The sequence below is a fragment of the Sulfitobacter sp. F26169L genome, assembly GCF_026410285.1.
In the GTDB taxonomy this organism is placed as follows: Bacteria; Pseudomonadota; Alphaproteobacteria; order Rhodobacterales; family Rhodobacteraceae; genus Sulfitobacter.
In genome coordinates this window covers 142,915-168,235 of the sequence record NZ_JAPMLP010000008.1, presented here as the reverse complement: position 1 = coordinate 168,235, position 25,321 = coordinate 142,915, and the positions used below count along the sequence as shown (strand labels likewise).

Genomic DNA, 25,321 nt, shown 5'->3' with positions numbered 1-25,321 from the left:
ATGAGGCTGACCGTATGAGACGCTCAAGAGCGGAAACAGATGCAAATCACGCAAAGCTCAGCCGCCGCGCTGCGCTGCTGGGCGGTGCGCAGCTGTTGTTCATGGGCGGATTGGCCGCCCGAATGCGTTATTTGCAGGTCGATCAGGCCGACCAATTTCGCCTGCTGGCCGAAGAAAACCGGATTAACATCCGCCTCATCCCGCCGGTACGCGGCGAGATTTTTGATCGCAACGGGATGCAACTGGCCCAAAACGTACCCAGCTATCGCATCGTGATGGTGCGCGAGGACGCCGGCGATGTTGAAGCCGTCATGATGCGCCTTGCCAAGCTGATCAATCTCAGCCCCGAGCAAACGGCACGCGCCCTCGAAGAGTTGAATCAGAATACTGCGCGCTTCCTGCCGATCACAATCGCAGAGGATGTCAGCTGGGAGGCGGTCAGCGCTGTTTCGGTCAACGCCCCCGCCCTGCCCGGCGTCACACCCGAAGTCGGCAGCACAAGAGTGTATCCCCGTGGATCGGATTTTGCGCATGTGGTGGGCCGTGTCGGACGGGTAAGCCCCAAAGACCTTGAAGCGCTGGAAGATCCTGACGCGGTGTTGCGCATCCCGCGCTTCCAGATTGGCAAGATCAATGTCGAAGCGCGCGAGGAATCCCTGCTGCGCGGCGTGGCCGGCACCAAACAGGTAGAGGTCAACGCCACAGGCCGCGTCATGCGCGAGCTTGAGCGCCGCGAAGGCCAGTCGGGTGCCGATCTGCAACTTACCGTTGATGCCAAACTGCAAAACTATGTGCAGGCGCGTCTGATGGGTGAAAGTGCTGCGGTGGTCATCATGGATTGCGAGAACGGCGATATCCTCGCAAATTCATCGGCCCCCTCATACGATCCCAACCTGTTTATCGGGGGTATCCTGTCAAAGGATTACGACCCGCTGCTGAACGACAAATACCGCCCGCTGGTGAACAAGACCGTGCAAGGTGCCTATCCGCCCGGATCGACGTTCAAAATGATGACGGCGATGGCCGCAATCGAGGCAGGTATCATCGGGCCCGATGAAACCGTGTACTGCCCCGGTCACCTGGAGGTCGGGGGGCGACGGTTTCACTGCTGGAAACGCGGCGGCCACGGCTGGGTCGATCTGGAAACATCGCTAAAGCGGTCCTGTGATGTCTACTACTACGATCTGGCCCTGAAAGTCGGCATCGAGAAGATTTCGGCGATGTCCAACCGTTTTGGCCTTGGGATCAAACATGATCTGGCGCTTAGTTCGGTCAATTCGGGGCTTACCCCTACGAAGGAGTGGAAATTACGCCAGCGCGGTGAGCAATGGGTGATCGGGGATACGGTCAACGCTTCTATCGGGCAGGGTTTCATGCTGGCCTCGCCGCTGCAACTGGCTGTGATGACCGCGCGGTTGGCTACAGGGCGCGAGGTAACACCGCGACTGGTGAAATCCGTGAACGGAATAGAACAACCGGTAAAGGGCAACGGCCCGCTGGACATGCGCGAGACCAACCTGCGCAAAATGCGCAAATCGATGTATTCAGTGGTGAACGACAGACGCGGTACTGCCTACCGGAGCCGCATTATTGCCGACGGGATGCGGATGGCCGGTAAAACCGGCACCTCGCAGGTCCGCTCTGCTGTGGTGAACAACAACGAAGTCCCCTGGGAGCAGCGCGACCATGCGTTGTTTGTCAGCTTCGCCCCGTATGAAAACCCCCGATATGCCTGTGCCGTCTTGGTCGAACATGGCGGCGGCGGTTCCACCGCGGCGGCGCCGATCGCGCGGGATGTCATGCTACAGGCGCTTTACGATGGCGAACCCCCGCTTGAGGCCTATCCCACCGCTGACCGTGGCCGGATTAAAACCCAACAGCGCAAGCTGCGGGATGTCCAGCCCGAGGCCCGTGTGAAAAAGGGCAAGGACCAAGCATGAGCTATCTTGAATACACCGTAAAATCGGTTCCTACCGGATTGCGCAAAGTGCTGTTTCTGAACTGGCCGTTAGTGTTGTTGTTAACGGCGGTGGCAGGCACCGGTTTCCTGATGCTCTATTCGGTTGCCGGTGGCGGGTATGATCCGTGGGCCGCCCCGCAAATGAAACGCTTTGGGCTGGGTGTGGTGCTGATGCTGGCGGTCGGGCTGGTGCCGATCTGGATGTGGCGCAACCTTGCCGGGGTTGCCTATGGTATATCAATCATGCTGCTTGTCGCGGTGGAATTCTTTGGCGCAGTGGGCATGGGTGCCCAGCGATGGATCGATCTCGGCGTGATCCGTTTGCAGCCGTCCGAGTTGACCAAAATCACCTTAGTGATGTTTCTTGCCGCCTACTACGACTGGCTTCCGGCCAAGAAAACTTCGCGCCCGTTCTGGGTGCTGCTGCCTTTGTTGATTATCTTTGTACCCACCGCGCTGGTGCTGAAACAGCCCGACCTTGGCACCGCAATCCTTTTGCTGGCAGCGGGCGGTGGTCTGATGTTTCTTGCAGGTGTGCACTGGGCCTATTTCGCCACCGTAATTGCCGCAGGACTGGCGTTGGTGACAGCGGTTTTTCAATCACGCGGCACATCGTGGCAGATGTTGAAAGATTACCAGTTCCGCCGCATTGATACGTTTCTTGACCCCAGTTCCGATCCGCTGGGAGCGGGGTATCATATCACCCAGTCCAAGATCGCACTTGGTTCCGGCGGCTGGACGGGGCGCGGGTTTATGCAGGGCACACAATCGCGTTTGAACTTCCTGCCGGAAAAACACACCGACTTTATCTTTACCACGCTGGCAGAGGAGTTCGGGTTTATCGGCGGGATTTCCCTACTTGCGCTTTATGCGCTGATCATCCTGTTTTGTGTTTTTTCAGCAATTATGAACAAAGACCGCTTTGCATCGCTGCTGACACTTGGCATCGCGCTGAACTTCTTTTTGTTCTTTGCGGTCAATATGTCGATGGTGATGGGGCTTGCGCCTGTGGTGGGTGTGCCGCTGCCACTGGTCAGTTACGGCGGGTCTGCCATGCTGGTGTTGATGTTGGCATTCGGGCTTGTGCAATCTGCGCACGTTCACAGGCCCCGCTGACCCTTTGCATCGTGGATGGGCTGCGCTATCTCTGGGCCGAACTCTTCCAGAGACAGGGCACATATCATGTCGATTTTTCACTTTGCTTTCAATGTAACAGACCTTGATGAAACGCGCGCGTTCTACGGCACCTTGCTGGGCTGTACAGAGGGGCGCAGCACACAAACATGGGTTGATTTCGATTTCTTCGGCCACCAGTTGTCGTGCCATTTGGGCACCCCGATGAGCATCGCCGCAACAGGTTTGGTCGGAGAGCACAAAGTGCCCATGCCACATTTCGGAATCGTCCTGCCCTATGAAGAATGGCGTGATCTGGCCGACCGCCTGACGGATCAGGGCGTTGATTTCGTGTTGGAACCACAGACACGTTTTCCCGGAGAGCCGGGCGAGCAGTCGACCATGTTCTTTATGGATCCGTCTGGTAATCCGGTCGAGATCAAGGGACTGGCCAGCATGGACGGAGCATTTGCGAAATGATCAACATTCTGTTTGCCGCACGTCCCGAACGCTGGACAGCATACGAACAACCCCTGCGTGATGCACTGCAAGCTGCGGGTATAACAGCCCATCTGGCCGAAGAAATTACTCCTGCCGAAGTGGATTACATCATTTACGCCCCCAACAGCGATTTGCAGGATTTCACCCCCTACACCCGCGCAAAAGCGGTGCTGAACCTGTGGGCCGGCGTCGAACGGATCACGGACAATAAAACGCTGCGAATTCCGCTCGCGCGCATGGTTGATCCCGGACTGACCAAAGGCATGGTTGAATGGGTCACAGGGCATGTGTTGCGCTATCATCTGGGGATGGACGCCCATATCGTTAACCCCGCACATGAATGGCACGTAACGACACCACCGCTTGCCCATGAACGCAATGTTGTAATCCTCGGGCTCGGTGCCTTGGGAACGGCATGTGCGGATGCCCTTCTGGGTCTGGGGTTTCGCGTGACCGGATGGTCACGCAGCCCCAAGAATGTGAAAGGCGTGGATTGTCTGCACGGGGACGCAGGCCTGAGCCAAGCGCTTAATCGTGGTGAGATTGTTGTGACTCTACTGCCGGACACTCCGGCGACAACGGATATCATCAACGCACAGACCCTGGCGCAGATGCCCCGTGGCGCGTTCCTGATCAATCCGGGCCGTGGCCCGCTGATTGACGATGATGCACTGATTGCGGCCCTCGACAACGGCCAGCTCGCACATGCCACATTGGACGTGTTCCGCACCGAGCCATTGCCGCAGACGGACCCTTACTGGGCCCATCCGCGGGTAACAGTGACCCCGCATATCGCCGCAGCAACGCGCGACAAGACGGCAAGCGAACAGTTGGTCGAAAATATCCGCCGCGGCGAGGCGGGCGAACCCTTTATCAACCTTGTCGATCGCAAACTGGGCTATTAGGCCGCTACCAATCCGCGGCCCTTCAGCAACGCCTCAACCCCCGGTAGGCGGCCTCTGAACGCAACGTACAAATCTGCTGCGTCACGGCTGCCGCCGGTGGACAGGATGTGTTCCTCCAACGCGCGTGCGCGCTCGGGATCAAACGCACCGCCCGCTTCCTCGAACGCTTCAAATGCATCGGCGTCCATCACCTCGGACCACATATAGCTGTAATATCCGCTGGAATAACCGTCACCGGAAAACACATGCGCAAATTGCGGGGTTGCGTGGCGCATTGTGATCGCGGAAGGCATCCCGATGCTGTCTAGCACTTCGCGCTGTCGACGCACCGGATCGGCTGGCGGCTCTCCTTCGTGGAAAGCCAGATCAACCAGCGCGGACGCAACATATTCAACAGTCTGGAACCCCATGTCGAATGTCGCCGCGCCCAACACCTTGTCGAGCATCTCTTTCGGCATTGCTTTACCGGTTTTCGCATGGGTCGCGAACTCTCCCAAGACTTCTGGCACTTCAAGCCAGTGTTCATAAAGCTGGCTTGGCAATTCGACAAAATCGCGCGCGACAGAAGTGCCCGAGATGCTTTCGTAAGTTACGTTTGACAGCATCTGGTGCAGGGCATGGCCAAATTCATGAAACAGGGTGCGCGCATCGTCATACGACAACAGCGCAGGGTCACCTTTGGCAAAGTTGCACACGTTGATTACCACAGGCGATTGTACCGCCGGAAATTTCGCCTGCGACCGCATGGCCGAACACCACGCCCCCGACCGTTTCGAGCCGCGCGCGAAATAATCCCCGATAAACACCGCCACATGCGCGCCATCGCGGGTCACTTCCCATGCGCGGCAGTCCGCGTGGTACAGCGGCACATCCAGCGGTTTGAACTCCAGCCCGAACAGACGATTCGCGCAGGCAAACGATGCCTCGATCATCCGGTCCAGCTGGAAATAGGGTTTGAGCGCGGCTTCATTCAGATCATGCTCCGCCGCGCGGCGTTTTTCCGCGTAATAGCGCCAGTCCCACGGGGCAAGATCACCGTTCACACCGTCGGCATGCATCATCTGTGTCAACACCTCGGCATCGGCGTTTGCCTGCGTCTTTGCAGGTTCCCAGACCTGCATCAACAGATCGCGCACCGCCTCCGGTGTCTTGGCCATTTCTGTTTCAAGCTTGTAATCGGCAAAGCTGTCATAGCCGAGCAGGGCTGCGCGCTCTTTACGCAAGGCAAGTATTTCAGCGGCGGTGGCGCGGTTGTCTGTTTCGCCACCATTGGCACCGCGCGCCTCCCACGCTTTGAACGCCTTTTCGCGCAGATCACGGCGCGGGCTGAATTGCAGAAACGGCGTGATCAACGAACGCGACAGCGTGACCACAGGGCCACCCGCCTCTTTTTCCTCGCCTGCCGCACGGGCGGCATCAACGATGAACTCCGGCAGGCCATCCAGATCATCCTCGGACAACGGCATAAACCAGCTGCGCTCGTCGCTTAGCAGGTTCTGCGTGAATTGTGTCCCCAGCACGGCGAGACGGCTCTTGATCTCCTTCATGCGGGCTTCGTCTGCCCCCGTCAGCGCCGAACCTGCCCGCACAAAGCCACGGTGCGTCAGCATCAACACGCGCGCCTGTTCATCACTCAGGTCCAGCGTGTCGCGCTGTTGCCAGACCGCATCAATGCGGTTGAACAACGCCTTGTTGGCGGAAATTTCTGCGAAATGTGCGGACAGCTTGGGCGAAAAGTCGCGCTGCAATGCCTCGCGCGCGGGGGTGCTGTCGGCCCCTGCGACGGTGAAGAAAACACTCAGCACCTGATCCAGCTGTTGTCCTGCCGCCTCCAGCGCCTCAACGGTATTTTCAAAGGTTGCGGGCGTGGTATCTGATGCAATTGCGGCAATCTCGTCGTTGTGGGTGGCCAATGCCTGCTCAAGCGCCGGACCAAAATCTTCATCCGCGATCTTGTCGAACGGGGCGATGGCAAACGGCGTGGTCCAGTTTTGCAGAAGGGGGTTCATGGGCGGTTCTCCTTTGCGCTCAACCTAGGAGCGCGGGACGGGGGATACAACAATCAGGCGCGGGTTTGTGCGCAGATCGGGCAATCACCGCGCGGTGCAATGCGAATGCTGCGGTTTTCAGCATAAAGCGCGTCATAGATTACCATCTGGCCCCGCAGCGGAGTGCCGGCCCCCGTGATGATCTTGACCGCTTCAACCGCCATCATTGCGCCGACAACGCCGGGCAATGGGCCGATCACACCTGCCTCTGCGCAACTGGGGGCCAGGTGTGCGGCGGCGGCTTGGGGGAAGATACACTGATAACAGGGCGCACCACGGGCAGGATCAAAAACGCTCAACTGCCCCTCCCACTGGCTGAGCGCGCCCGAGATCAGCGGGAGGCCGCCCGCCACGCAGGTTGCGTTGACCAGATAGCGGGTTGCGGAATTGTCAGTGCCGTCAAGTACCAGATCATATTCTGCAAACAGTTCCGGTGCGATATTTTCATCCAGCCGTCGGTTGTAGGGGCGCACGGTAATGAACGGGTTTTGCGCCTGCATTTCGGCTTGTGCCGAGAAAACCTTGGCCATCCCGATTGACCCATCCTTGTGGATCACCTGACGGTGCAGATTGGTGTTTTCGACCGTATCGTCATCTATCACGCCGATTGTGCCCACACCTGCCGCTGCCAGATATTGCAACGCAGGCGCGCCCAGACCGCCGGCGCCGATAACGAGAACCCTCGCGTTTTTCAGCGCCTTCTGTCCGGCACCGCCAACCTCGCGCAGGACGATGTGGCGCGCGTAGCGGTTAAGTTCACTTTCCGAGAAGCTGCCGCCCTGTCGGGGTGCTGCGGATGCGGGCGGTTTGGCATCAACACCTGTGCGCGCACGCAACCGCACGATAAACCGTGAATACACCCAAACCAGCGCACCCATCCCGATCACAATCAGCCACAGTGCCGCACTGCCCCCGGTGGCGGTGCGCAGCGGGTGACCATCGGGAAACACCAGTTGCACACCAATCACAGCCACCAGCAGCAGCGCGATTATCATCCACCTTGCCGATCGCGGGACGCGCATCATCGCACCCAACCCCCAAAGTGCGGCTGCAAGAACAACTACCAGCATCAACTCATCCCGTTCCGGTAGAGCCGAAGCCGCCCACGCTGCGCGCTGTCTCTTCAAGCTCTTCTACGATATGAAATCTGGCCTGAACAACGGGGGCAACGACCATCTGCGCAATTCTCATTCCGTGCTCAATCACAAAGGGCGCGTCCCCTGCGTTCATCACAATCACCCCCAGCGGGCCGCGATAGTCGCTATCGATCGTTCCGGGTGCATTCGGCAATGTAATTCCGTGCTTTAGCGCAAGCCCCGAGCGGGGGCGGATCTGAACCTCGTATCCGCCTGGAATGGCCAGCCGAAGGCCCGTCGGCACCAGCGCGCGCGCGCCGATGCCGATTGTGATCGCGTTGCGATCCTGGATGTTTGCGCGCAGGTCCGCACCGGCAGCCCCTGTAGTTTCATATCTGGGCAGACCAAGCGTACGGTCGGCGCCCTGTTCCCACATCATGCGGATATCGACGCCGTTCATCCCGTTATCGCCGCTGCAATACGTGCCGCAAGCTTTTGGGCGACGGCGGTTTTATCCATCCGCGGCCATTCTTCAGCGCCTGCGTCGCTGATCAGCGTCACGGCATTTTCGCTGCCGCCCATAATGCCCGTTGCAGCGGAAACATCATTGGCGACAATCCAGTCACAGCCCTTGCGCAACCGCTTGGCGGTGGCATTTTCGATCACATCATTCGTTTCGGCTGCAAAACCGACCACCAACGGCGGGCGCCCTGTCTCCAAACGGCTTACGGCGCGCAAAATGTCGGGGTTTTCAGCGAATTGCAGCTCCGGCAAACCGTCTTTGGTTTTTTTCAGTTTGCGATCAGATGCCGAACTCACCCGCCAGTCAGCGACGGCGGCAGCAAAAACTGCTGCATCAACGGGCAGCGCCGCGTCAACCGCGTCTTTCATCTGCTGGGCCGTTTGTACCGCAACCACCTCCACCCCTTCGGGCGGGGGCACATCAGCGGGGCCAGTTACAAACACAACATCTGCGCCCAGCGCTGCCAACGCGCGCGCCAACGCAGTCCCCTGCGCCCCTGACGAGCGGTTGGCAATATAGCGCACCGGATCAATCGGCTCATGTGTCGGGCCAGAGGTTACCAGAATCCGGCGGCCCTTTAATGGCCCATCCGACAGCGCTGCCTCAACAGCTGCGACGATCTCCATCGGTTCCGACATCCGGCCCGGGCCATGTTCACCACAGGCCATATCACCGGCATTCGGCCCGACCACGGCAATGCCATCGCCGCGCAATGTCGAAAGATTGCGCTGGGTCGCGGCGTGCTCCCACATGCGCACGTTCATAGCGGGGACAATCATCACTGGCGTGTCTGTCGCCATCAGCAACGTAGAGGCCAGATCGTTTGCCAAACCCGCCGCCATCTTTGCCATCATATCTGCCGTTGCAGGGGCAACCACCACCAGATCGGCAACGCGGCTCAGCTGGATATGACCCATCTCTGCCTCATCGCCCAGATCGAACAGATCCCGGAAAACCTTGTTGCCTGCCAGCGCCGATACAGAGAGAGGCGTCACAAACTCTTCGCCCGCGCGGGTAAGAACCGGGGTCACTGTCGCACCGCGTTCACGCAATCGGCGGATCAGGTCCAGCGATTTGAACGCTGCGATCCCGCCGCCAATAATCAACAGAATATGTTTGCCAGCCAGCATCGCGCGCCCCTCGGATCACCAGTACCGGTTCAACATAGGCGTCAGCGGAGTGCAACGCCAGACCCTAGTGAAACCTGGCTTCTGTCCGATTTTCTGCTGGTATCCCCGAAAACGCCGCCGCGATCAGTTCAGAAAGTGGAAAACTTCCTGCGATTGCATTTCAAGTGATTTACGCATTTTCTGGAAGGCCGCTGCCTCAAGCTGTCTCACGCGCTCTTTGCTCAGGCTCAACTCAGCGCCCAAACTTTCCAATGTGCGAGGCTCATCACGCAGCTTGCGCTCGCGCACGATAAACTGCTCACGCTCATTCAACGCCGCCATCGCCGATAGCAACCAAGCGCGCAACTGCTCAGTGTCGTGACGCAGCTCGACGTTTTCGGCGGCTTGCGCGCTGTCATCCTCCAGTGCGTCAATCCACTCGCGGCCTTCATCCTCGGCTGATTGTGTGGCATTCAGCGAATAATCGGAGCCGGACAAACGCCCCTCCATCATCTCGACATCACGCAGAGGCACACCGATCTCGGTCGAAATCATCTGACGAAGCTGGTGGCGGTCCAGTTCCTCGCCCGCACTTGCGGCCTCACGCTCAAGCCGCGCCTGAACGCGGCGCATGTTGAAGAACAGCGACTTCTGCGAAGATGTCGAACCGGTGCGTACCATTGACCAGTTGCGCATCACGTGATCCTGAATCGACGCTTTGATCCACCAGACGGCATAGGTTGAAAAGCGCACACCACGATCAGGATCAAATTTATCCGCAGCTTTCATTAGCCCAAGACCCGCTTCCTGAACAAGATCGTTCATCGGCGCGCCGTAGCGTTTGAATTTAGATGCCATGGAGATCGCAAGCCGCATGTAAGCTGTGATCAAGCGATGCAAGGCCGCCTCATCACGCTCGTCCCGCCATGCGTAGGCGAGCTTAAGCTCTGTCTCTGCATCCAAAAGTTCGGCTTTCATTGCAGTGCGGGTCAGTGAAAAGTCCTGCGCGGTTCCAATTGCCATCTGTTTCGTCCCCCTGGTTCAAGCCGCCACCTTGTGGCAACGTGTTGTTAATACTACGCATGAACGGGCGAGTTGGTTCAAAAAGGGGCGCGAAAAATGTTGCCGAAAGGAACATTCATTCTAGGGGGCGCAGCATCGGGCAAATCCGAATGGGCCGAAAGCTATATCCTTTCCAGTATGTTGCCCCCTGTCTATCTGGCAACTGGCCGGATCGGAGATGACGAGACAAAACAACGCGTCACGCTTCACCAGAACCGTCGCGATGCCCGCTGGACCACGATAGAGGAGCCATTGGACTTGACAGCGCCGCTTGCCGAGTTGTCGCCCGACAGGCCAGTATTGATCGACTGCGCAACCATGTGGCTGAGCAACCAGATGATGCAGAACGCCGATCTAGGCAAGGCTACTGCCGCATTGCTCTATGCACTTCACAACTGTGCGGCACCTTGGGTAATCGTCTCCAACGAGGTGGGGCACGGCATCGTGCCTGACAACAAACTGGCGCGGCGATTCCGCGAAGCACAAGGCAGGCTGAACATCGCCCTCGCGCGGGATGCCGACCTTGCCGTGATGGTAATTGCCGGTCTGCCACAGGTGCTGAAAGGAAGGTTACCGTGACAACGTGGCATTGGGTGCGCCATGGCCCTACGCATGAGAAATCTTTTGTCGGTTGGCGGGACGTGCCTGCCGATTTATCCGATACCGCTTTGCTAGGCCGCGTGCGCAGGCATTTGCCGCAACGGGCCATCATGGTGTCGTCCGATCTGATCCGCTCTGTACATACGGCTGACGCCTTGGCGGGACAGACCCACACCCGTCTGCCACACGAACCCGATTTGCGCGAAATCGATTTTGGCGTCTGGGACGGGATGCGATTTGATGCCGTGGCCATACGGGATCCTGAACTCAGCCGCGCATTCTGGGACCAGCCGGGGGACATACGCGCGCCTGACGGTGAAAGCTGGAACCAGACGATGCAGCGGGTTAGCGCCGTCGTGGACCGGATGAATAACAGCTATCCCGACGCCCATATCATCGCAGTCGCGCATTTCGGCGTGATTCTAACTCAGGTACAACGGGCGCTGGGCGTCACTGCTTTTGAAGCGATGTCACACAAAATCGACAATATTTCGGTCACCACATTGCACCATCAGGGCGGCGAAGATTGGCAGGTTGAGCGGATCAACCACCTTCCCTGATGGCTTCCGGAACGTAAATTGATTTGCCGCCGACGCCGCATCAGAATATTGCTGTATCCATGGAATATGATCTTTTTATCGGTGACCGCACATTCTCAAGCTGGTCTTTGCGCGGCTGGCTAATGCTGCAAAAATTCAGTCTACCGTATCAGGTGCATCCGGTTGGCCTGTACAGCAACACAATGGCACAGGATATGGCGAGTCTTGCCCCCGCTCGTCTGGTGCCAGCTTTGCGCACACCGGAAGGTGATGTAATCGGCGAAAGCCTGGCCATGGCCGAGACACTGGCCGAGCGGCATAGCAACATCGCAATGTGGCCCAAGGACGTTAGTGCACGCATCCGCGCGCGATGGCTCTGTGCAGAAATGGCAACCGGTTTTGCTGCATTACGCGGGAATTGCCCCATGCAACTAGCCCATGTCGATGCAAAGTTTACGCCGTCAGATGCAGTGTTGGATGACCTCGCGCGTATTGAAACGCTATGGCGTTTCGCACGTGAGAAAGCCACGGACGGGCCATGGCTTTTCGGGATGTATTCGCTGGCCGATGTATTTTACGCGCCGGTTTGTGCGCGTATCATTGGCTACGCCTTGCCGGTGTCCGATGATGCACGCGCATATTGCATGACCACACTGAAAGACCCTGATTTTGCGACATGGCGCAGCGAAGGTTTGAAAGCCACGTACGATCCTTTTCCATACCCTCCGGCGGGGCGCACGCTGCCGTGGCCCGTTAACCATTCCTAAAGACTCGCTGCCGTACGTTAACCTTCGGGTAAGCACGGAGTCGGAAAATGGTTGCACGCGCGTACAGCGTAGCGTTTCAAGGGGTCGAGGCGCGCATTGTCGAAGTGCAATGCGCCGTCACGCCCGGGTTGCCGGCATTTTCCATCGTAGGGCTACCTGACAAGGCAGTTTCTGAAGCGCGCGACCGTGTGCGTACAGCGCTTACCTCGATGGCGATCGCGCTTCCCTCCAAACGCATCACCATCAACCTGAGCCCTGCTGATCTGCCAAAAGAGGGTAGCCATTTTGACCTTCCCATTGCACTGGCTTTGCTGGCTGCCCTCGATATTCTGCCAAAAGACGTAGTCGAAACCGTTGTCGCGCTCGGCGAACTGTCTCTCGACGGCTCACTGGTACCGGTTGTCGGCGCCCTTCCTGCTGCGGTGGCAGCGGCGCAGGACGAGCGAAGCCTGCTTTGCCCAGCCGGATCAGGGGCAGAGGCCGCGTGGGTAAACGCCTGTCAGGTCATCGCTGCGCAATCGTTGGGCGATGTTGTGCGCCACTACACCGGACAGGTGCCATTGCCCCCCGCCGAACCCGGCGAGGTTGCGCCGCAGCAACACAGCCGCGACTTGCGCGAAGTAAAAGGACAGGAACGCGCCAAACGCGCCCTGGAAGTTGCCGCCGCTGGCCGACATCACCTGATCATGGTTGGCACCCCCGGTTCAGGTAAATCCATGCTCGCATCCTGTCTTCCGGGCATCTTGCCGCCACTTTCGGCTGCCGAAGCATTGGGCACATCCATGGTCCATTCCCTCGCCGGTTTGCTCGACGAAGGCGGGATCAGCCGTGCGCGCCCGTTCCGCGACCCCCACCACACTGCATCCATGGCAGCAATAATCGGAGGCGGACGCAACGCCAAACCCGGCGAGGTCAGTCTTGCCCATAACGGTGTTCTGTTCATGGATGAATTTCCCGAATTCGCACGCAACGTACTGGAAACCCTGCGCCAGCCTATCGAAACAGGGGAAGTCATGATCTCGCGCGCGAACGCACATGTGAAATACCCCTGCCGATTTATGCTGGTCGCTGCGGCAAACCCCTGCAAATGCGGCTATCTGCCTGACCCGGCCCGCGCCTGCGCACGCGTGCCGCAGTGCGGGGACGACTATATGGGCCGGATATCGGGGCCACTTATGGATCGCTTTGATTTGCGGGTCGATGTTCCTCCCGTCGCCTATTCCGACCTGGACCTACCGGCCTCTGGAGAACATTCGTCCACTGTTGCTGCCCGCGTGGCGCAAGCGCGTGATATCCAACTGGCGCGATTTGCGCCAAAAGGCAACCTTGCCAGCAACGCAGATGCGCAAGGCGATATGCTAGAGTCCATTGCAGCCCCCGATGCAGAAGGTCGTGATCTACTTTTGCGCGCTGCCAAACGGTTCAGCCTGTCGGCGCGCGGCTATCACCGTGTTTTGCGTGTGGCGCGCACCATCGCCGATCTTGACGGATCTGCCGATGTCCGCAAACCCCATATCGCCGAGGCGGTAAGCTTCAGGCTTCCCAGTTTTGCTGTTGCCTGATCCAAAACGCGAGCGCATCCAATGTTTTTCGGCCCTCGGGCAGGATGTTGTGAAAAATCGGCCAGACGTGAGGTAGATCTTTCTCGATCACCAGATCGACCGTGCCGTTATATTCCTCCAACCGCGCAGCAAGCCTGCGCGCATCATCCAGCAGAATTTCGGTATCTCCTACCGTAATCCAAGCGGGCGGGGCATCTTTGAACGTACCAAACAACGGGCTCACGCTTGGCGTGTTACCGGCGTGACCCTGCAGAAGCATTTCCGCAAGCTCGGCTGCCCGTTCCGCTGGCAGCACGACATCACTTTCTGCATTCCGCTCAAAACTTTCTCCGCTGTACGTAAGGTCGGTAAGAGGAGAAAAACCGAACACTGCACCCGGAAGTGGCGCGCTCTCTTCACAGAGTGTCGAAACCAGACCAAAAGCCAGCGCGCCGCCCGCACTGTCCCCTCCGATTACAACGCTGGCAGGATCAACGCCGCTGGCCAACAGACCGTCCCACGCATCGCGCACATCTTGCGGCGCCGCGGGGAAAGCAGCCTCGGGCGCAAGCCGGTATTTTGGCATAATCGCCCGCGCGCCGAGCCGGTGCGCTAGGTTCGCGGCCATGGCGCTGTGCGTATTCGGGCTGCCAAAAACAAAACCGCCGCCGTGAATATAAAACAGCACCCGATTGGCGGTCTCGCTGCGCGAATTGAGGGTAAGGCAAGGAACGTTGCCGAAACTGGTCCAGTGACGGCTCGTGCCGAATGGCGGATGGAAGAACAGGCGCGCCTGCACTTCCAGCGCTTTGCGCAAGGTTTCCGGAGACCCGTTGCGCAGGCGCCGCTTTTCGACCCTGCGCAACCAAGGGTTAAGCAACCGGCGCGCAAGACTCATGCGCGCTTGGCCTCGATCACATCCCAGATTTTTGCGGCAATGTTTACACCATCGAAACGCTCAAGTTCCTGAATGCCGGTCGGGGAGGTCACGTTGATTTCGGTCAGATAGTCGCCGATCACGTCGATGCCCACAAAAACCTGCCCTTTCTCCTTCAACAGCCCGCCAATTCGCTTGCAGATTTCGTGGTCCCGCGCGCTCAGCCCCACTTTTTCCGGCCGCCCGCCAACGTGCATGTTTGATCGTGTTTCACCTTCGGCAGGCACACGGTTTATCGCGCCAACCGGCTCACCATCAACCAGAATGACGCGCTTGTCCCCTTTGGACACATCCGGCAGAAATTTTTGCACAATCAGCGGCTCACGCGAAAAAGCGGTGAACAACTCGTGCAGTGAACTCAGGTTGCGATCGTCCTTGGTAAGCTTGAACACTCCGGCGCCGCCGTTGCCGTACAGCGGCTTTAGTATCACATCGCCGTGCTTTTCCTTGAACGCTTTTATCGTCGCCAGATCACGGGCAATTGTTGTTGGCGGGGTCAGATCGGGGAAATCAAGTACCAGCAGTTTTTCGGGATAATTGCGCACCCAGAACGGATTATTTACAACCAATGTTGTCTCTGCAATCCGGTCGAGCAGATGGGTAGAGGTAATGTAGTGCATGTCAAAGGGCGGGTCCTGCCGCAACCAGACAACGTCAAACTCTGCCAGGTCCACTTCCCGCATTTCCCCCAACACGGCGGGGGTGTCCGCAACGCGCTGAACGGTCATATCCTGACCACGCGCTGTGATCCGCCCCTCCTGATACGCCAGATGATCCGGCGTGTAGAAAAAGAGCGTATGCCCCCGTGCCTGCGCCTCTTCGGCTAGGCGGAAGCTGCTGTCTGCGTCAATATTCACGGCCCCGATCGGGTCCATCTGAAATGCAATTCTCATGGGCTTTTCCTTACTGTTGTCATCTTGATGACAAAGCAGGGCGCCCTACGCAATGCCTTCAACAGTGCGCAAAGGCATTTTCAATGATCTGGGTCTCGCCGTGTCCGTTTACCAACGCGACGTCAAAGCGCACGTCCGTTAGACTGCCGAGCGGCTGCGTGCCCAGATATTCCTCTGCACAGGAGTAAATGCGCCGCATCTGCGCAGCGCTCACCCGGTGGGCTGCGCGTTCAAAGCTGCGGCTCTGTTTAACCTCGATAAAGATTAAACCTTCGCCATCTTTTACAATCAAATCCACTTCCCCCGTTTTTCCCCGCCATCTTTGGCGCGCTACGGGAAATCCGCGTCTTTCGTAATCTTGCGCGATACGATTTTCAGCGGCCAGTCCTGCGTGGAATGACATACTACCACGGTGTTTGCGCGTCTGGGATACCTTCATTCCGATCCGTCCTTCTGTGTGTTCAGTTCCAACGCCTGCTGATAAACTTGTCGGCGCGGCAGTGCGTGGGCCTTCGCAACCAAATCCACCGCATCGCGCATCGACAGTTCCTTTAGCGCAGCTTTCAGAGACGTTTCTAAATCATCCGGATTAATAGTTTCTAAATCGCCACGATCCACCAGAACGACGATCTCGCCTTTCGGGGTATTGCTACTGTAAAATTCTGCTAGCTCTGTCAGTGAGCCGCGCCGGACTTCTTCGAATTTTTTGGTCAATTCCCGACAGACCGCCGCCATCCGCTCACCTCCAAGGGCCGTTGCGGCATCCCGCAACATTGCTCCGATCCGTTTTGGCGATTCGTAAAAAACCAATGTGGCCCGCGTATCTCGCAGACCCTCAAGCGCGCTCAGCCTTGCAGCCTTACTGCTGGGTAAAAAACCGGCAAAGTAGAATGCATCAGTGGGCAATCCGCCGAGCGCGAGCGCGGTCAGCACCGCAGAGGGACCGGGCGCACAGGTAACGCTTACACCTGCTCGGGTCGCAGCGCGCGAAAGCTCGAACCCCGGATCAGCGATAAGTGGCATCCCTGCCTCAGAGGCATAAGCAACTGATTTTCCCTCTTGTGCGGCTTTAACCAATCGATCCACTGCGCTCTCGCTTGAGTGATCATGCAGGGCCGTGATTCGCCGGCCGTCCAGCGAAATTCCATGTATATCCATAAGCTTAAGGAGGCTTCGGGTGTCTTCTGCCGCCAACATATCGGCGCTGGCCAATACATCGAGGGCACGTAGCGTAATATCGCGCGCCGTCCCAATCGGGACACCCACGAATGTTATGCCGGCTGCTAACTTTTGCTTATGGATATTCAACGCTGGACCCGCCCTTTGGACACGATATGATTGCCGCAATCACTATTTGGGCCGTTGCCCGCACAATTGACTGGGGAGTACCGTTACCATGTTTGCCATTATGCGCACCATCCGAAAGCCCTTTCGGCTATTGATATTGCCAATATTTGCAATGTTGTTGTCAGCTTGTGATCCTGCAGCGCTGGGCGGACTTAGCAGTGCCGGCGGCCCCAAAATCGACCCCAGCGCGCCAGTTCCAGTAGCGTTGCTGATTCCCCGTGGTGGGTCTGCGGCTGACAATCTGTTAGCCAAAAACCTTGAAAATGCGGCGCGGCTGGCCATTCGTGATCTGGGCGGTGTGAAAATCGACCTGCGGGTGTACGGCACTGCGGGTCAGGCAAGCACCGCTGCAACTGCTGCTACCCAAGCGGTTTCGGATGGCGCGAAGATCATTCTGGGGCCGGTCTATGGTGAGGCAGCCAATGCCGCCGGTTTAGCCGTGGCCGCGTCGGGCGTAAATGTCCTGTCCTTCTCCAACAACACCACCATTGCGGGCGGTAATGTTTTTGTTTTGGGGCCAACGTTCGACAATACGGCGAACAGGCTGGTAAGTTACGCCAAGCGCGCCGGTAAAAGCAAAATCGTCGTTCTTCATGCGGACGATATCGGTGGTCAGTTGGGCCGCAACGCAATCCAGCAGGCCATTGCGGCGAATGGTGCAACATTGTCCGGTACTGTTGGATACGCCCTCAGCCAGGAAGCGGTGCGTGCATCCGTTCCCAAAGTGAAAGCCGTCATGGCAAGCTCGGGGGCGAATGCGCTGTTTATGACATCCAATTCTTCCACAGCCCTTCCGCTGCTTGCTGATCTGCTGCCCAGCGTAGGTGTGACCAATTCTTCCTCCCAATATATTGGTCTGACCCGTTGGGATATTCCAGCTCAGACACTCGCCCTGCCCGGCATTCAGGGGGGCTGGTTTGCCCTGCCCGATCCAGGTGCCAGTGCAGCTTTTGCATCACGCTACAACGCAGCTTATGGCGAGCGGCCACATGATATTGCTGGGCTCGCCTTTGATGGTATCGCGGCCATCGGTTCACTGGTTAAGAGCGGCAATAAAAATGCACTTACCGGAGGAGCACTAACCCAGGGAGCGGGTTTCAAGGGGGCGAACGGCATCTTCCGCCTGCGTGCCAATGGTACAAACGAACGTGGTCTGGCGGTGGCGACGATCCGCAATAAGCAGGTGGTATTGCTGGAAGCTGCGCCAAGGGCTTTTGGCGGCGCAGGTTTCTAGGCGCGATTGTGTATAACGTCAGCGCAGAAGACTCAGACGTGGTTCAAGAGCCACGTCTGAGTACCCATCCAAACGAAATCTACGATCGCACGGCAATCGACGCAGCTATCGCAGCTGCTGCACAAGACAGTGCCCCATCCGAATTGCGTGAACAGACTGTCAAAATCCTGCAAGCAGCTCAGATAAAAGGCCGCGCTGAAATCGCAAGCGCCTTTGCCGCTGCACCCTTTGATGCAGGCGCAATGACTGCATCGTATACCTACCTGACAGATGGCATGGTAAAATCGGCCCTCAAGGTTGCCACCACTTATCTGCATCCTGCTCCCGGCAACGCCCCCGCACTGAGTGTAATTGGCGTAGGTGGATACGGTCGTGGTGAAATGGCGCCTTTTTCCGATGTGGATGTGTTGTTTCTTTTACCCGGCGAAGTGACACCATGGGCCAGCAGCGTGATCGAGGCGATGCTATATATCCTTTGGGATCTAAAGCTGAAGGTCGGCCATGCCAGCCGCACGATTGAAGAATGTGTAAAGCTCGCCACAGAAGATTACACGATCCAGACAGCTCTACTGGAGCATCGGTATGTTTGTGGTGACAGTGATCTGGCCGAACAACTGGACGAAACACTGAAGCGGGAGCTGTTTTCCGGCACGGGCCACGCCTTTATCGAAGCGAAACTGGCCGAGCGGGATGCCCGCCACCTCAAGCAGGGTCAGCGGTATGTGGTTGAACCGAATGTCAAAGAGGGTAAAGGCGGCCTTCGCGATTTGCAGTCTCTGTTCTGGATCGCGAAATATATTCATGGTGCCGAGCACTCCGCCGATCTGGTCACGGCTGGCGTTTTCCGCATCGATGAATACGAGACATTCAAAGAAGCCGAGAATTTTCTCTGGGCGGTACGCGGCCATCTGCACCTGCTGACAAATCGCGCGACCGAACAATTGACATTTGACATGCAGGTCAGCGTCGCCGAGGCCATGCAATACGAAGACAGCGAAGGCCGCCGCGCGGTTGAGGTATTTATGCAGGCCTTCTTCCGGCATGCCACGGCTGTGGGTGATCTGACCCGCATTTTCGTGACCAAGCTGGAAGATATGCACGTCAAATCCGAACCACTGCTGGAGCGGCTGTTTCGCCGTCGTCCGCGCATCAAGGCGGGGTATTCAGTCATTTATAACCGCATCGCAATTGACAACAACGATAACTTTTTAAGGGATCCGCTGAATCTGTTGCGCCTGTTCGAAGAAGCGTTGCGCACAGGCATGTTGATCCACCCCGATGCAATGCGCACGGTTAAGGCCAATCTGCATCTGATTGATGACACTGTCCGCACGACACCCGAAGCACAGCGCATCTTTCTGGATCTTCTGCTGAAACACGGCAACCCCGAACGCGCGTTGCGCCGCATGAACGAGTTAGGCGTGCTTGCCGCCTTTATCCCCGAATTTGAACCCATTGTAGCGATGATGCAGTTCAACATGTATCACAGCTATACCGTGGACGAACACACGATCCAGACCATCGCGCATCTTGCAATGATCGAAAAGAACGAGCTGGAGGAAGAACTCCCGGTTGCCTCCTCGATCCTCAAAAGAGGGGTCAACCGCAAGGTTTTGTTTGTGGCTCTGTTGCTGCACGATATTGGAAAAGGCCGCTCGGAGGATCACTCGATCCTAGGGGCCAGGATTGTGCGCAAGGTTGCCCCGCGTCTGGGCCTGAAACAGGATGAAGTCGATACTGTCGAATGGCTGGTGCGCTATCATCTGTTGATGTCTGACATGGCGCAGAAACGCGATATCGCTGATCCGCGCACTGTGCGTGATTTTGCCAAAGCTGTGCAAACCGTCAAACGGCTTGATCTGCTGTGCGTGCTGACAGTTTGCGATATTCGCGGTGTGGGGCCGAATACGTGGAATAACTGGAAGGCCGTCCTGATCCGGGGCCTTTACCGCCAGACCAAACGCGCATTGGAAACCGGCCTGGAAGACCTGAACCGCAAAAACCGTGGTACAGAGGCGAAAAAAGCCCTGCGTGCTGCGCTGCCGGACTGGCCCAAAAAGGCGTTGAAGGAAGAGACAGCGCGCCATTATGACCCTTACTGGCAAGGCCTGCACGTTACTGCGCATGTGGCTTTTGCCAATCTGTTGCGCGAGGTGGACAAGGATAAGGTCAACATCGATCTGCACCCCGACGAAGACCGCGACGCCACAAGGGCGTGTTTTGTGATGCCCGACCATCACGGTATTTTCAGCCGTCTGACAGGCGCGCTGGCGCTGGTCGGCGCCAATGTTGTAGATGCGCGCAGCTATACCACCAAGGACGGATATATCACTGATGCCTTCTGGATACAGGATGCCGAAGGCAAACCCTATGAAGCATCGAAACTGCCGCGCCTACGCGAAATGATTGAAAAGACGTTGCGCGGCGAGGTGATCGCACGGGATGCGTTAAAAGCCCGCGACAAGATCAAAAAGCGTGAAAAGGCTTTCCGTGTGCCCACGTCGATCACATTCGATAACGACGGCTCCGAGATTTACACGATTATCGAGGTCGACACGCGTGATCGCCCGGGCCTGCTGTATGATCTTGCCCGCACATTTGCAGAGATGAATGTCTATATCGCCAATGCCGTCATCGCGACCTACGGCGAGCAGGTTGTCGATACGTTCTACGTAAAAGACATGTTCGGCCTGAAATATCACTCCGAAAGCAAACAGCGCACTTTGGAAAAACGCCTGCGCCAAGCGATTATGGATGGTGTAGCGCGCGCTGATAGCTGAACTGTTGCCGCTTTGCATGGCCTCTGCTTGCACAACGCGTTGCGCGTGCGGCAAAAGGCAATTGCACAGGCGCGCACCAATCGCTAGGCCATGCAATACCTGCAACAAAGGCTTGGCCCAATGAAATCCATTCGCCTGATGTCCGGCTTCTTCACTGTCGGAGTCTGGACCCTGCTCAGCCGCATCCTCGGCTTTGTGCGCGAAGTGATGATCCTGTCACTGATCGGCCCCGGTCCGCTAATGGATGCCTTTGTCGCGGCCTTCCGGCTGCCCAACATGTTCCGCCGCTTCTTTGCCGAAGGCGCGTTTAACGCAGCCTTTGTGCCGATGTTTTCCAAGCGGCTGGAGGCCGGCGAAGATGCCGCCAAATTTGCCCAAAACGCGTTTTCCGGCTTGTTTTTCATGGTCGCCCTGCTGACCGCACTTGGCATGATCTTTATGCCCGGTCTTGTCTGGCTCACCGCTGAAGGTTTTACAGGGGACGGCAGATTTGATCTTACGGTCGGTTTCGGGCGCATCGTATTCCCCTATATCCTGTTTATGTCCTTGTCGGCGCTGTTTTCCGGCATCCTGAATGCGACGGGACGCTTTGCGGTGGCGGCTGCAGCACCTGTCCTGCTGAATGTCTTTGTGATCTCTGCTCTGACGTTTGCCGCGCTTACAGGCGGCGCGGCGATAAACTGGCTGATCTGGGCCATTCCGCTGGCTGGTATGGCGCAACTGGCGCTGACGTGGCGCGCGGCGTCACAGGCAGGCTTTTCCCTGCGCCCCAAACGCCCGCGCTGGAATAAAAACATGCGCGATCTGGTTGTCATTGCGCTGCCTGCGGCACTTGCATCCGGTGTGATGCAGATCAACCTCGTGGTCGGACAGCTTGTCGCGTCCCAGTATGAAAACGCTGTTAGCTGGCTATTTGCAGCCGACCGTCTTTACCAGCTGCCGCTGGGTGTCGTGGGTATCGCAGTCGGTGTTGTTTTGCTCCCCGATCTTTCACGCCGCATGCGGTCAGGCGATAATGCAGGCGCACAAAACGCGCTGAGCCGCGCCGCCGAAATATCACTGGCGTTGACGATTCCATCAGCAGTTGCGCTGATGGTCATTCCCCTAACACTGGTGTCGGTTTTGTTTGAACGTGGCGCGTCCGGTACGGATGACAGCGCCGCGATTGCCACTGCTGTTATGATCTACGGTCTCGGCCTGCCTGCGTTTGTTTTGCAGAAAATCGTTCAGCCGCTTTATTTCGCCCGTGAAGACACCCGCCGCCCTTTCTACTTTGCGCTGGTGGCTATGGTGATCAATGCAGTCCTTGCGGTGGGCCTTGCGCCATGGGTTGGCTGGCTGGCCCCTGCCATGGCCACAACTGTCGCGGGTTGGGGCATGTACGGGTTACTGGCTATTGGCGCGCGCGGTTTCGGTGATGCAGCACGTGTTGACGCGCGGTTCCGTCGCCGGATCTGGCGGATCATCGCTGCGTCCCTGATCATGGGCGCGGTGCTATGGTTCTTTAACGTACAGCTCAATACCCTAATGGCGGTGCCGTGGTGGCGCGGTCTGGGCTTGTTGATCCTGCTTTGCATCGGAGCGCTGGCTTATTTCAGCAGCGGCCAGATGCTGGGCGCGTTCAAAGTTTCCGAGTTCAAGGCCGCGATGCGACGTGGCGGTTAACGCTGCCGCAGACGCTGCAAGATGCGCGCCCACTCCCCCGGCGCGCAGACAAAACTGATCACAAAGCCGCAGACAAATCCAGACAGCTCGGCCACCCAACCGTAGCCGACAGATGTAAACAGGCTCCACACCAGTTGCAGTCCCATCAGCATGGCAATCAGAGTGAAGGCCTGAAGTTGTTGCCCGCCATTGGCCCCCAGCTTGCGCCACAGCAAAAAGCTGTAGCCGCCGATCAACCCGTAAACCGATGGATACGCCCCCACCAGCCACACCGGATCATTCAGGAACAGCGCATAGGCCAGCGCGCCGCCAATGCCCGACAGGACAAAAAGCGCCAACATCGCCAGTTGCCCCATGACCTCCGCCGCCATCTTGCCCAGCGCCAACATAAGCACTGTTGCAATCAAGGCATGGGTAAAACTCAGGTGGATAAACGGATAGGTGACAAACCGCGCCAGATGTTCAGGCGCCCAGTACCCTTGCGCCAGCATCGCGTCGAACAGATCACCCGAGAACCCCCAATCACGCACCAGCCCAAGCCGCCAGCCAATCGCCTGCGGCCCGCCGACCAGCCCCGCCTCTCCCGCGGTCAGGGTCAGTTCGATCCCGGCGATGATCAGGAACAGGATGATCACCACCACCGGCAATTTGTTGAACGGGGATTCGAACTCGGGGTCGTGCTGGTCTGACATGGGCGTGGCTTTCAGGTCTGGTTGACGGGACGTAGCGCCATGGGTAAGCCCATCGCAATAGCATATCCAGCCCCAAGCGGAGCCTCCCATGACCAAAACCACATTTACCCCTCGCGTTTTTTCCGGCATCCAGCCCTCGGGCGGGCTGACGTTGGGGAATTATCTGGGCGCGATCAAACGCTTCGTGGACATGCAGGATCAGGGTGATTTCCAGACGGTCTATTGCATGGTTGATCTGCACGCGATTACGGCCAAGCTGCTTGACCCGGCGACTCTGCGCCATAACACCCGCGAACTGGCCGCAGGTTTCATCGCTTCCGGTATCAGCCCCGAAAAATCAATACTGATCAACCAAAGTCAGGTGCCCGAACACGCGCAGCTTGCGTGGATTTTCAACTGCGTGGCGCGCATGGGTTGGATGGGCCGGATGACCCAATGGAAAGACAAGGCCGGCAAAAATGCCGAGGCCGCATCATTGGGGCTGTTTGCATACCCTGCGCTGATGGCTGCTGATATTATGATCTATCACGCAACCCATGTGCCCGTGGGCGAAGACCAGAAACAGCACCTTGAACTAACACGCGACATTGCCACCAAGTTTAACCACGACTATGGCGTTGATTTCTTTCCAATCGTCGAGCCTGTAATCGAAGGTGCTGCAACGCGCGTGATGTCCTTGCGCGATGGATCAAAGAAAATGTCAAAGTCCGATCCGTCAGATGCCAGCCGGATCAACATGACCGATGACGCCGACACCATCGCTAAAAAGATTCGCAAAGCCAAAACCGATCCCGATGCGCTTCCATCCGAAGCGGCAGGCCTGAAAGACCGTCCAGAGGCGCGCAATCTGGTCAATATCTACGCCGCCTTGAACGAACAATCTGTGGATGAGGTGCTTGCAGAGGTTGGCGGCCAGCAGTTTGGCACGTTTAAACCCGCGCTGGTTGATCTGGCTGTTGCAAAGCTGTCGCCGATCTCGACCGAGATGGCGCGCCTGATGAACGACCCCGCCGAGATTGACCGCCTGCTGGCCAAAGGTGCCGTTCAGGCGCGCGAAATCACTGCGCCGATCCTGAAACAGACCTATGAAATTGTCGGAATGGTTGGCAGTTAACACGTTCGAACGCCGGGCGTCACGCTGAAGAACCAGCACACGGGATGTCGTGAAGACAGGTTTGACTTCTCTGAACGGTGTCAAATAGGATCGCCGCCAGATGCGGAGGATCCATTTATGGCACGGCTCAGGATTATGTTTTCGCACGTCAGCGTCGTGGCAATGGCGCTCGCCGCATTGGTTGGCGTCATTGTCATGGTTGCTCATGCGCCGTGGTGGGCATGGCTGTTGATTCCTCTGGGCGTTGGCGCGCAGATGCTGAATGAATACAATCTTCACAGGTTCATCTTCCATCTGCCCCCACCGCAAAATCAATGGGCGTTTGATCTGCTGTACCAAGCGCATTACGGTCACCACGACTTTCCCACCAATCACGGATTGTTCTTTGTGCCGCCTTGGGTGGCGCTGCCGGTGCTGGCGTTCAACTTCTGTCTGGTCTGGGGCATTGCAACATTGATAGGCCTGCCTGCGGCGTTTGACATCGCTGTCGCCATTGTTCTGGTGGGCGGTGTGCTGATGTTTATGGCGTACGAATGGTTTCACATGACCTCACACCTCAACATACCCAAAACCAGGATCGAGCGCCATGTGACGACCCTGCACAACCAGCATCATTTTCGCGACTTTTCAAAGTGGTTTCACGTCTCTCCCGGTGGGGAGGTTATTGACCGAGCCATGAACACGGCGATTGACCGCGAGGCGCTGAAATCGAAACAACGTATCGAATTCATACGCACATTGGGGCTGCGCCCTGATGATAAACGTCTCGTCGCCGCACGGGCGCGGTTTGCGCCAAAATATGGCTTATCGGATGCCGAGGTGGCGCGCGCTGCGGCGGCGTGATGCGGATACCTTACCCAAATAGTCATGATTGACGTGGACAATCCGCACCTGCTTTGCGACCTTTGTGCAAAG

At 57.7% G+C, this 25,321-nt stretch carries 23 protein-coding genes; 13 read left to right on the top strand and 10 right to left on the bottom strand.

Translation table 11 applies throughout. The features are described from left to right. Positions 1-14: 14 nt before the first annotated feature. The 4 genes from mrdA (at position 15) to OS189_RS15755 (ending at position 4,479) form a co-directional block, all read left to right on the top strand. On the top strand, positions 15-1,940 hold the full coding sequence (mrdA, locus tag OS189_RS15770) for a penicillin-binding protein 2 (RefSeq protein ID WP_267168289.1): 1,926 nt from the start codon (positions 15-17) through the stop codon (positions 1,938-1,940). Then, positions 1,937-3,076: a rod shape-determining protein RodA gene (gene rodA / locus OS189_RS15765; protein WP_267168288.1), complete on the top strand. Its 1,140-nt coding sequence runs from the start codon at positions 1,937-1,939 to the stop codon at positions 3,074-3,076. The genes mrdA and rodA overlap by 4 nt, the downstream gene beginning before the upstream one ends. Before the next feature lie 66 nt (positions 3,077-3,142). Then, positions 3,143-3,553 carry a VOC family protein gene (locus tag OS189_RS15760; protein WP_267168287.1) on the top strand — a complete coding sequence of 137 codons (411 nt, stop codon included), beginning with the start codon at positions 3,143-3,145 and terminating at the stop codon, positions 3,551-3,553. After that, entirely contained in the window at positions 3,550-4,479 is a 930-nt protein-coding gene (locus OS189_RS15755) for a 2-hydroxyacid dehydrogenase (RefSeq protein ID WP_267168286.1), read from the top strand. Before OS189_RS15760 ends, OS189_RS15755 begins: the two co-directional genes overlap by 4 nt. Here the strand turns inward: OS189_RS15755 and OS189_RS15750 are convergent. The 5 genes from OS189_RS15750 to OS189_RS15730 all read right to left on the bottom strand — a co-directional run bounded on the left by OS189_RS15750 (position 4,476) and on the right by OS189_RS15730 (position 10,258). Further along, positions 4,476-6,488 (bottom strand): M3 family metallopeptidase, encoded by a 2,013-nt coding sequence (locus tag OS189_RS15750; protein ID WP_267168285.1) that lies wholly within the window; start codon positions 6,486-6,488, stop codon positions 4,476-4,478. The genes OS189_RS15755 and OS189_RS15750 overlap by 4 nt on opposite strands. Positions 6,489-6,541: 53 nt before the next feature. Continuing rightward, complete coding sequence (locus OS189_RS15745) at positions 6,542-7,600, bottom strand: HesA/MoeB/ThiF family protein (protein WP_267168347.1); 1,059 nt, start codon at positions 7,598-7,600, stop codon at positions 6,542-6,544. 1 nt (position 7,601) lies between these two features. Beyond that, entirely contained in the window at positions 7,602-8,063 is a 462-nt protein-coding gene (dut, locus tag OS189_RS15740; protein WP_267168284.1) for a dUTP diphosphatase, read from the bottom strand. Further along, positions 8,060-9,256, bottom strand: a complete 1,197-nt coding sequence (coaBC, locus tag OS189_RS15735; protein WP_267168283.1) for a bifunctional phosphopantothenoylcysteine decarboxylase/phosphopantothenate--cysteine ligase CoaBC — start codon at positions 9,254-9,256, stop codon at positions 8,060-8,062. The genes dut and coaBC overlap by 4 nt, the downstream gene beginning before the upstream one ends. A gap of 123 nt (positions 9,257-9,379) precedes the next feature. Next, on the bottom strand, positions 9,380-10,258 hold the full coding sequence (locus OS189_RS15730; RefSeq protein WP_267168282.1) for an RNA polymerase factor sigma-32: 879 nt from the start codon (positions 10,256-10,258) through the stop codon (positions 9,380-9,382). Positions 10,259-10,354: 96 nt separating this feature from the next. Here OS189_RS15730 and cobU point away from each other — a divergent pair, with 96 nt between their 5' ends. The 4 genes from cobU to OS189_RS15710 are packed head-to-tail and all read left to right on the top strand — an operon-like array spanning position 10,355 to position 13,765. Then, positions 10,355-10,876, top strand: coding sequence for a bifunctional adenosylcobinamide kinase/adenosylcobinamide-phosphate guanylyltransferase (gene cobU / locus OS189_RS15725; protein ID WP_267168281.1), 522 nt, complete (start codon positions 10,355-10,357; stop codon positions 10,874-10,876). Beyond that, positions 10,873-11,457 carry a histidine phosphatase family protein gene (locus OS189_RS15720; protein WP_267168280.1) on the top strand — a complete coding sequence of 195 codons (585 nt, stop codon included), beginning with the start codon at positions 10,873-10,875 and terminating at the stop codon, positions 11,455-11,457. Before cobU ends, OS189_RS15720 begins: the two co-directional genes overlap by 4 nt. A 59-nt stretch (positions 11,458-11,516) precedes the next feature. Next, positions 11,517-12,203 (top strand): glutathione S-transferase, encoded by a 687-nt coding sequence (locus OS189_RS15715; protein ID WP_267168279.1) that lies wholly within the window; start codon positions 11,517-11,519, stop codon positions 12,201-12,203. Between the two features lie 47 nt (positions 12,204-12,250). Beyond that, positions 12,251-13,765 carry a YifB family Mg chelatase-like AAA ATPase gene (locus tag OS189_RS15710; RefSeq protein WP_267168278.1) on the top strand — a complete coding sequence of 505 codons (1,515 nt, stop codon included), beginning with the start codon at positions 12,251-12,253 and terminating at the stop codon, positions 13,763-13,765. Here OS189_RS15710 and OS189_RS15705 read toward each other — a convergent pair. Genes OS189_RS15705 through rsmI form a run of 4 tightly spaced genes read right to left on the bottom strand, consistent with a single transcriptional unit; the run spans position 13,737 to position 16,882 of the window. Then, positions 13,737-14,642 carry an alpha/beta hydrolase gene (locus OS189_RS15705; RefSeq protein WP_267168277.1) on the bottom strand — a complete coding sequence of 302 codons (906 nt, stop codon included), beginning with the start codon at positions 14,640-14,642 and terminating at the stop codon, positions 13,737-13,739. The two genes, OS189_RS15710 and OS189_RS15705, sit on opposite strands and share 29 nt — an antisense overlap. Beyond that, positions 14,639-15,574: a glutathione synthase gene (gene gshB / locus OS189_RS15700; RefSeq protein WP_267168276.1), complete on the bottom strand. Its 936-nt coding sequence runs from the start codon at positions 15,572-15,574 to the stop codon at positions 14,639-14,641. Before gshB ends, OS189_RS15705 begins: the two co-directional genes overlap by 4 nt. 58 nt (positions 15,575-15,632) lie before the next feature. Further along, positions 15,633-16,013, bottom strand: coding sequence for a YraN family protein (locus OS189_RS15695; RefSeq protein ID WP_267168275.1), 381 nt, complete (start codon positions 16,011-16,013; stop codon positions 15,633-15,635). Further along, positions 16,010-16,882, bottom strand: a complete 873-nt coding sequence (gene rsmI / locus OS189_RS15690) for a 16S rRNA (cytidine(1402)-2'-O)-methyltransferase (RefSeq protein ID WP_267168274.1) — start codon at positions 16,880-16,882, stop codon at positions 16,010-16,012. The genes OS189_RS15695 and rsmI overlap by 4 nt, the downstream gene beginning before the upstream one ends. Before the next feature lie 88 nt (positions 16,883-16,970). On the opposite strand from rsmI, the gene OS189_RS15685 reads away from it, so the two are divergent. From OS189_RS15685 to murJ, 3 genes are all read left to right on the top strand, one after another. Further along, positions 16,971-18,155, top strand: a complete 1,185-nt coding sequence (locus tag OS189_RS15685) for a penicillin-binding protein activator (protein WP_267168273.1) — start codon at positions 16,971-16,973, stop codon at positions 18,153-18,155. 8 nt (positions 18,156-18,163) lie between these two features. Then, positions 18,164-20,935: a [protein-PII] uridylyltransferase gene (locus OS189_RS15680; RefSeq protein ID WP_267168272.1), complete on the top strand. Its 2,772-nt coding sequence runs from the start codon at positions 18,164-18,166 to the stop codon at positions 20,933-20,935. A gap of 120 nt (positions 20,936-21,055) precedes the next feature. Then, entirely contained in the window at positions 21,056-22,600 is a 1,545-nt protein-coding gene (murJ, locus tag OS189_RS15675) for a murein biosynthesis integral membrane protein MurJ (RefSeq protein ID WP_267168271.1), read from the top strand. Here the strand turns inward: murJ and OS189_RS15670 are convergent. Beyond that, positions 22,597-23,292: a rhomboid family intramembrane serine protease gene (locus tag OS189_RS15670; RefSeq protein ID WP_267168270.1), complete on the bottom strand. Its 696-nt coding sequence runs from the start codon at positions 23,290-23,292 to the stop codon at positions 22,597-22,599. The two genes, murJ and OS189_RS15670, sit on opposite strands and share 4 nt — an antisense overlap. 88 nt (positions 23,293-23,380) lie before the next feature. Here OS189_RS15670 and trpS point away from each other — a divergent pair, with 88 nt between their 5' ends. Together trpS and OS189_RS15660 are read left to right on the top strand one after the other, a co-directional pair. Then, positions 23,381-24,406, top strand: a complete 1,026-nt coding sequence (gene trpS, locus OS189_RS15665) for a tryptophan--tRNA ligase (RefSeq protein WP_267168269.1) — start codon at positions 23,381-23,383, stop codon at positions 24,404-24,406. Between the two features lie 117 nt (positions 24,407-24,523). Continuing rightward, positions 24,524-25,249 carry a sterol desaturase family protein gene (locus OS189_RS15660; protein WP_267168268.1) on the top strand — a complete coding sequence of 242 codons (726 nt, stop codon included), beginning with the start codon at positions 24,524-24,526 and terminating at the stop codon, positions 25,247-25,249. Positions 25,250-25,321: the final 72 nt, after the last annotated feature.

What these genes read in the sequence shown, in the direction of transcription:
- gshB (WP_267168276.1), bottom strand. Translation starts at nt 15,574, where the DNA reads ATGAGAATTGCATTTCAGATGGACCCGATCGGGGCCGTGAATATTGAC.
- OS189_RS15685 (WP_267168273.1), top strand. Translation starts at nt 16,971, where the DNA reads ATGTTTGCCATTATGCGCACCATCCGAAAGCCCTTTCGGCTATTGATA.
- OS189_RS15670 (WP_267168270.1), bottom strand. Translation starts at nt 23,292, where the DNA reads ATGTCAGACCAGCACGACCCCGAGTTCGAATCCCCGTTCAACAAATTG.
- trpS (WP_267168269.1), top strand. Translation starts at nt 23,381, where the DNA reads ATGACCAAAACCACATTTACCCCTCGCGTTTTTTCCGGCATCCAGCCC.
- murJ (WP_267168271.1), top strand. Translation starts at nt 21,056, where the DNA reads ATGAAATCCATTCGCCTGATGTCCGGCTTCTTCACTGTCGGAGTCTGG.
- OS189_RS15695 (WP_267168275.1), bottom strand. Translation starts at nt 16,013, where the DNA reads ATGAAGGTATCCCAGACGCGCAAACACCGTGGTAGTATGTCATTCCAC.
- OS189_RS15730 (WP_267168282.1), bottom strand. Translation starts at nt 10,258, where the DNA reads ATGGCAATTGGAACCGCGCAGGACTTTTCACTGACCCGCACTGCAATG.
- cobU (WP_267168281.1), top strand. Translation starts at nt 10,355, where the DNA reads ATGTTGCCGAAAGGAACATTCATTCTAGGGGGCGCAGCATCGGGCAAA.
- OS189_RS15710 (WP_267168278.1), top strand. Translation starts at nt 12,251, where the DNA reads ATGGTTGCACGCGCGTACAGCGTAGCGTTTCAAGGGGTCGAGGCGCGC.
- mrdA (WP_267168289.1), top strand. Translation starts at nt 15, where the DNA reads ATGAGACGCTCAAGAGCGGAAACAGATGCAAATCACGCAAAGCTCAGC.
- OS189_RS15760 (WP_267168287.1), top strand. Translation starts at nt 3,143, where the DNA reads ATGTCGATTTTTCACTTTGCTTTCAATGTAACAGACCTTGATGAAACG.
- OS189_RS15750 (WP_267168285.1), bottom strand. Translation starts at nt 6,488, where the DNA reads ATGAACCCCCTTCTGCAAAACTGGACCACGCCGTTTGCCATCGCCCCG.
- rodA (WP_267168288.1), top strand. Translation starts at nt 1,937, where the DNA reads ATGAGCTATCTTGAATACACCGTAAAATCGGTTCCTACCGGATTGCGC.
- OS189_RS15755 (WP_267168286.1), top strand. Translation starts at nt 3,550, where the DNA reads ATGATCAACATTCTGTTTGCCGCACGTCCCGAACGCTGGACAGCATAC.
- OS189_RS15660 (WP_267168268.1), top strand. Translation starts at nt 24,524, where the DNA reads ATGGCACGGCTCAGGATTATGTTTTCGCACGTCAGCGTCGTGGCAATG.
- coaBC (WP_267168283.1), bottom strand. Translation starts at nt 9,256, where the DNA reads ATGCTGGCTGGCAAACATATTCTGTTGATTATTGGCGGCGGGATCGCA.
- dut (WP_267168284.1), bottom strand. Translation starts at nt 8,063, where the DNA reads ATGAACGGCGTCGATATCCGCATGATGTGGGAACAGGGCGCCGACCGT.
- OS189_RS15705 (WP_267168277.1), bottom strand. Translation starts at nt 14,642, where the DNA reads ATGAGTCTTGCGCGCCGGTTGCTTAACCCTTGGTTGCGCAGGGTCGAA.
- OS189_RS15715 (WP_267168279.1), top strand. Translation starts at nt 11,517, where the DNA reads ATGGAATATGATCTTTTTATCGGTGACCGCACATTCTCAAGCTGGTCT.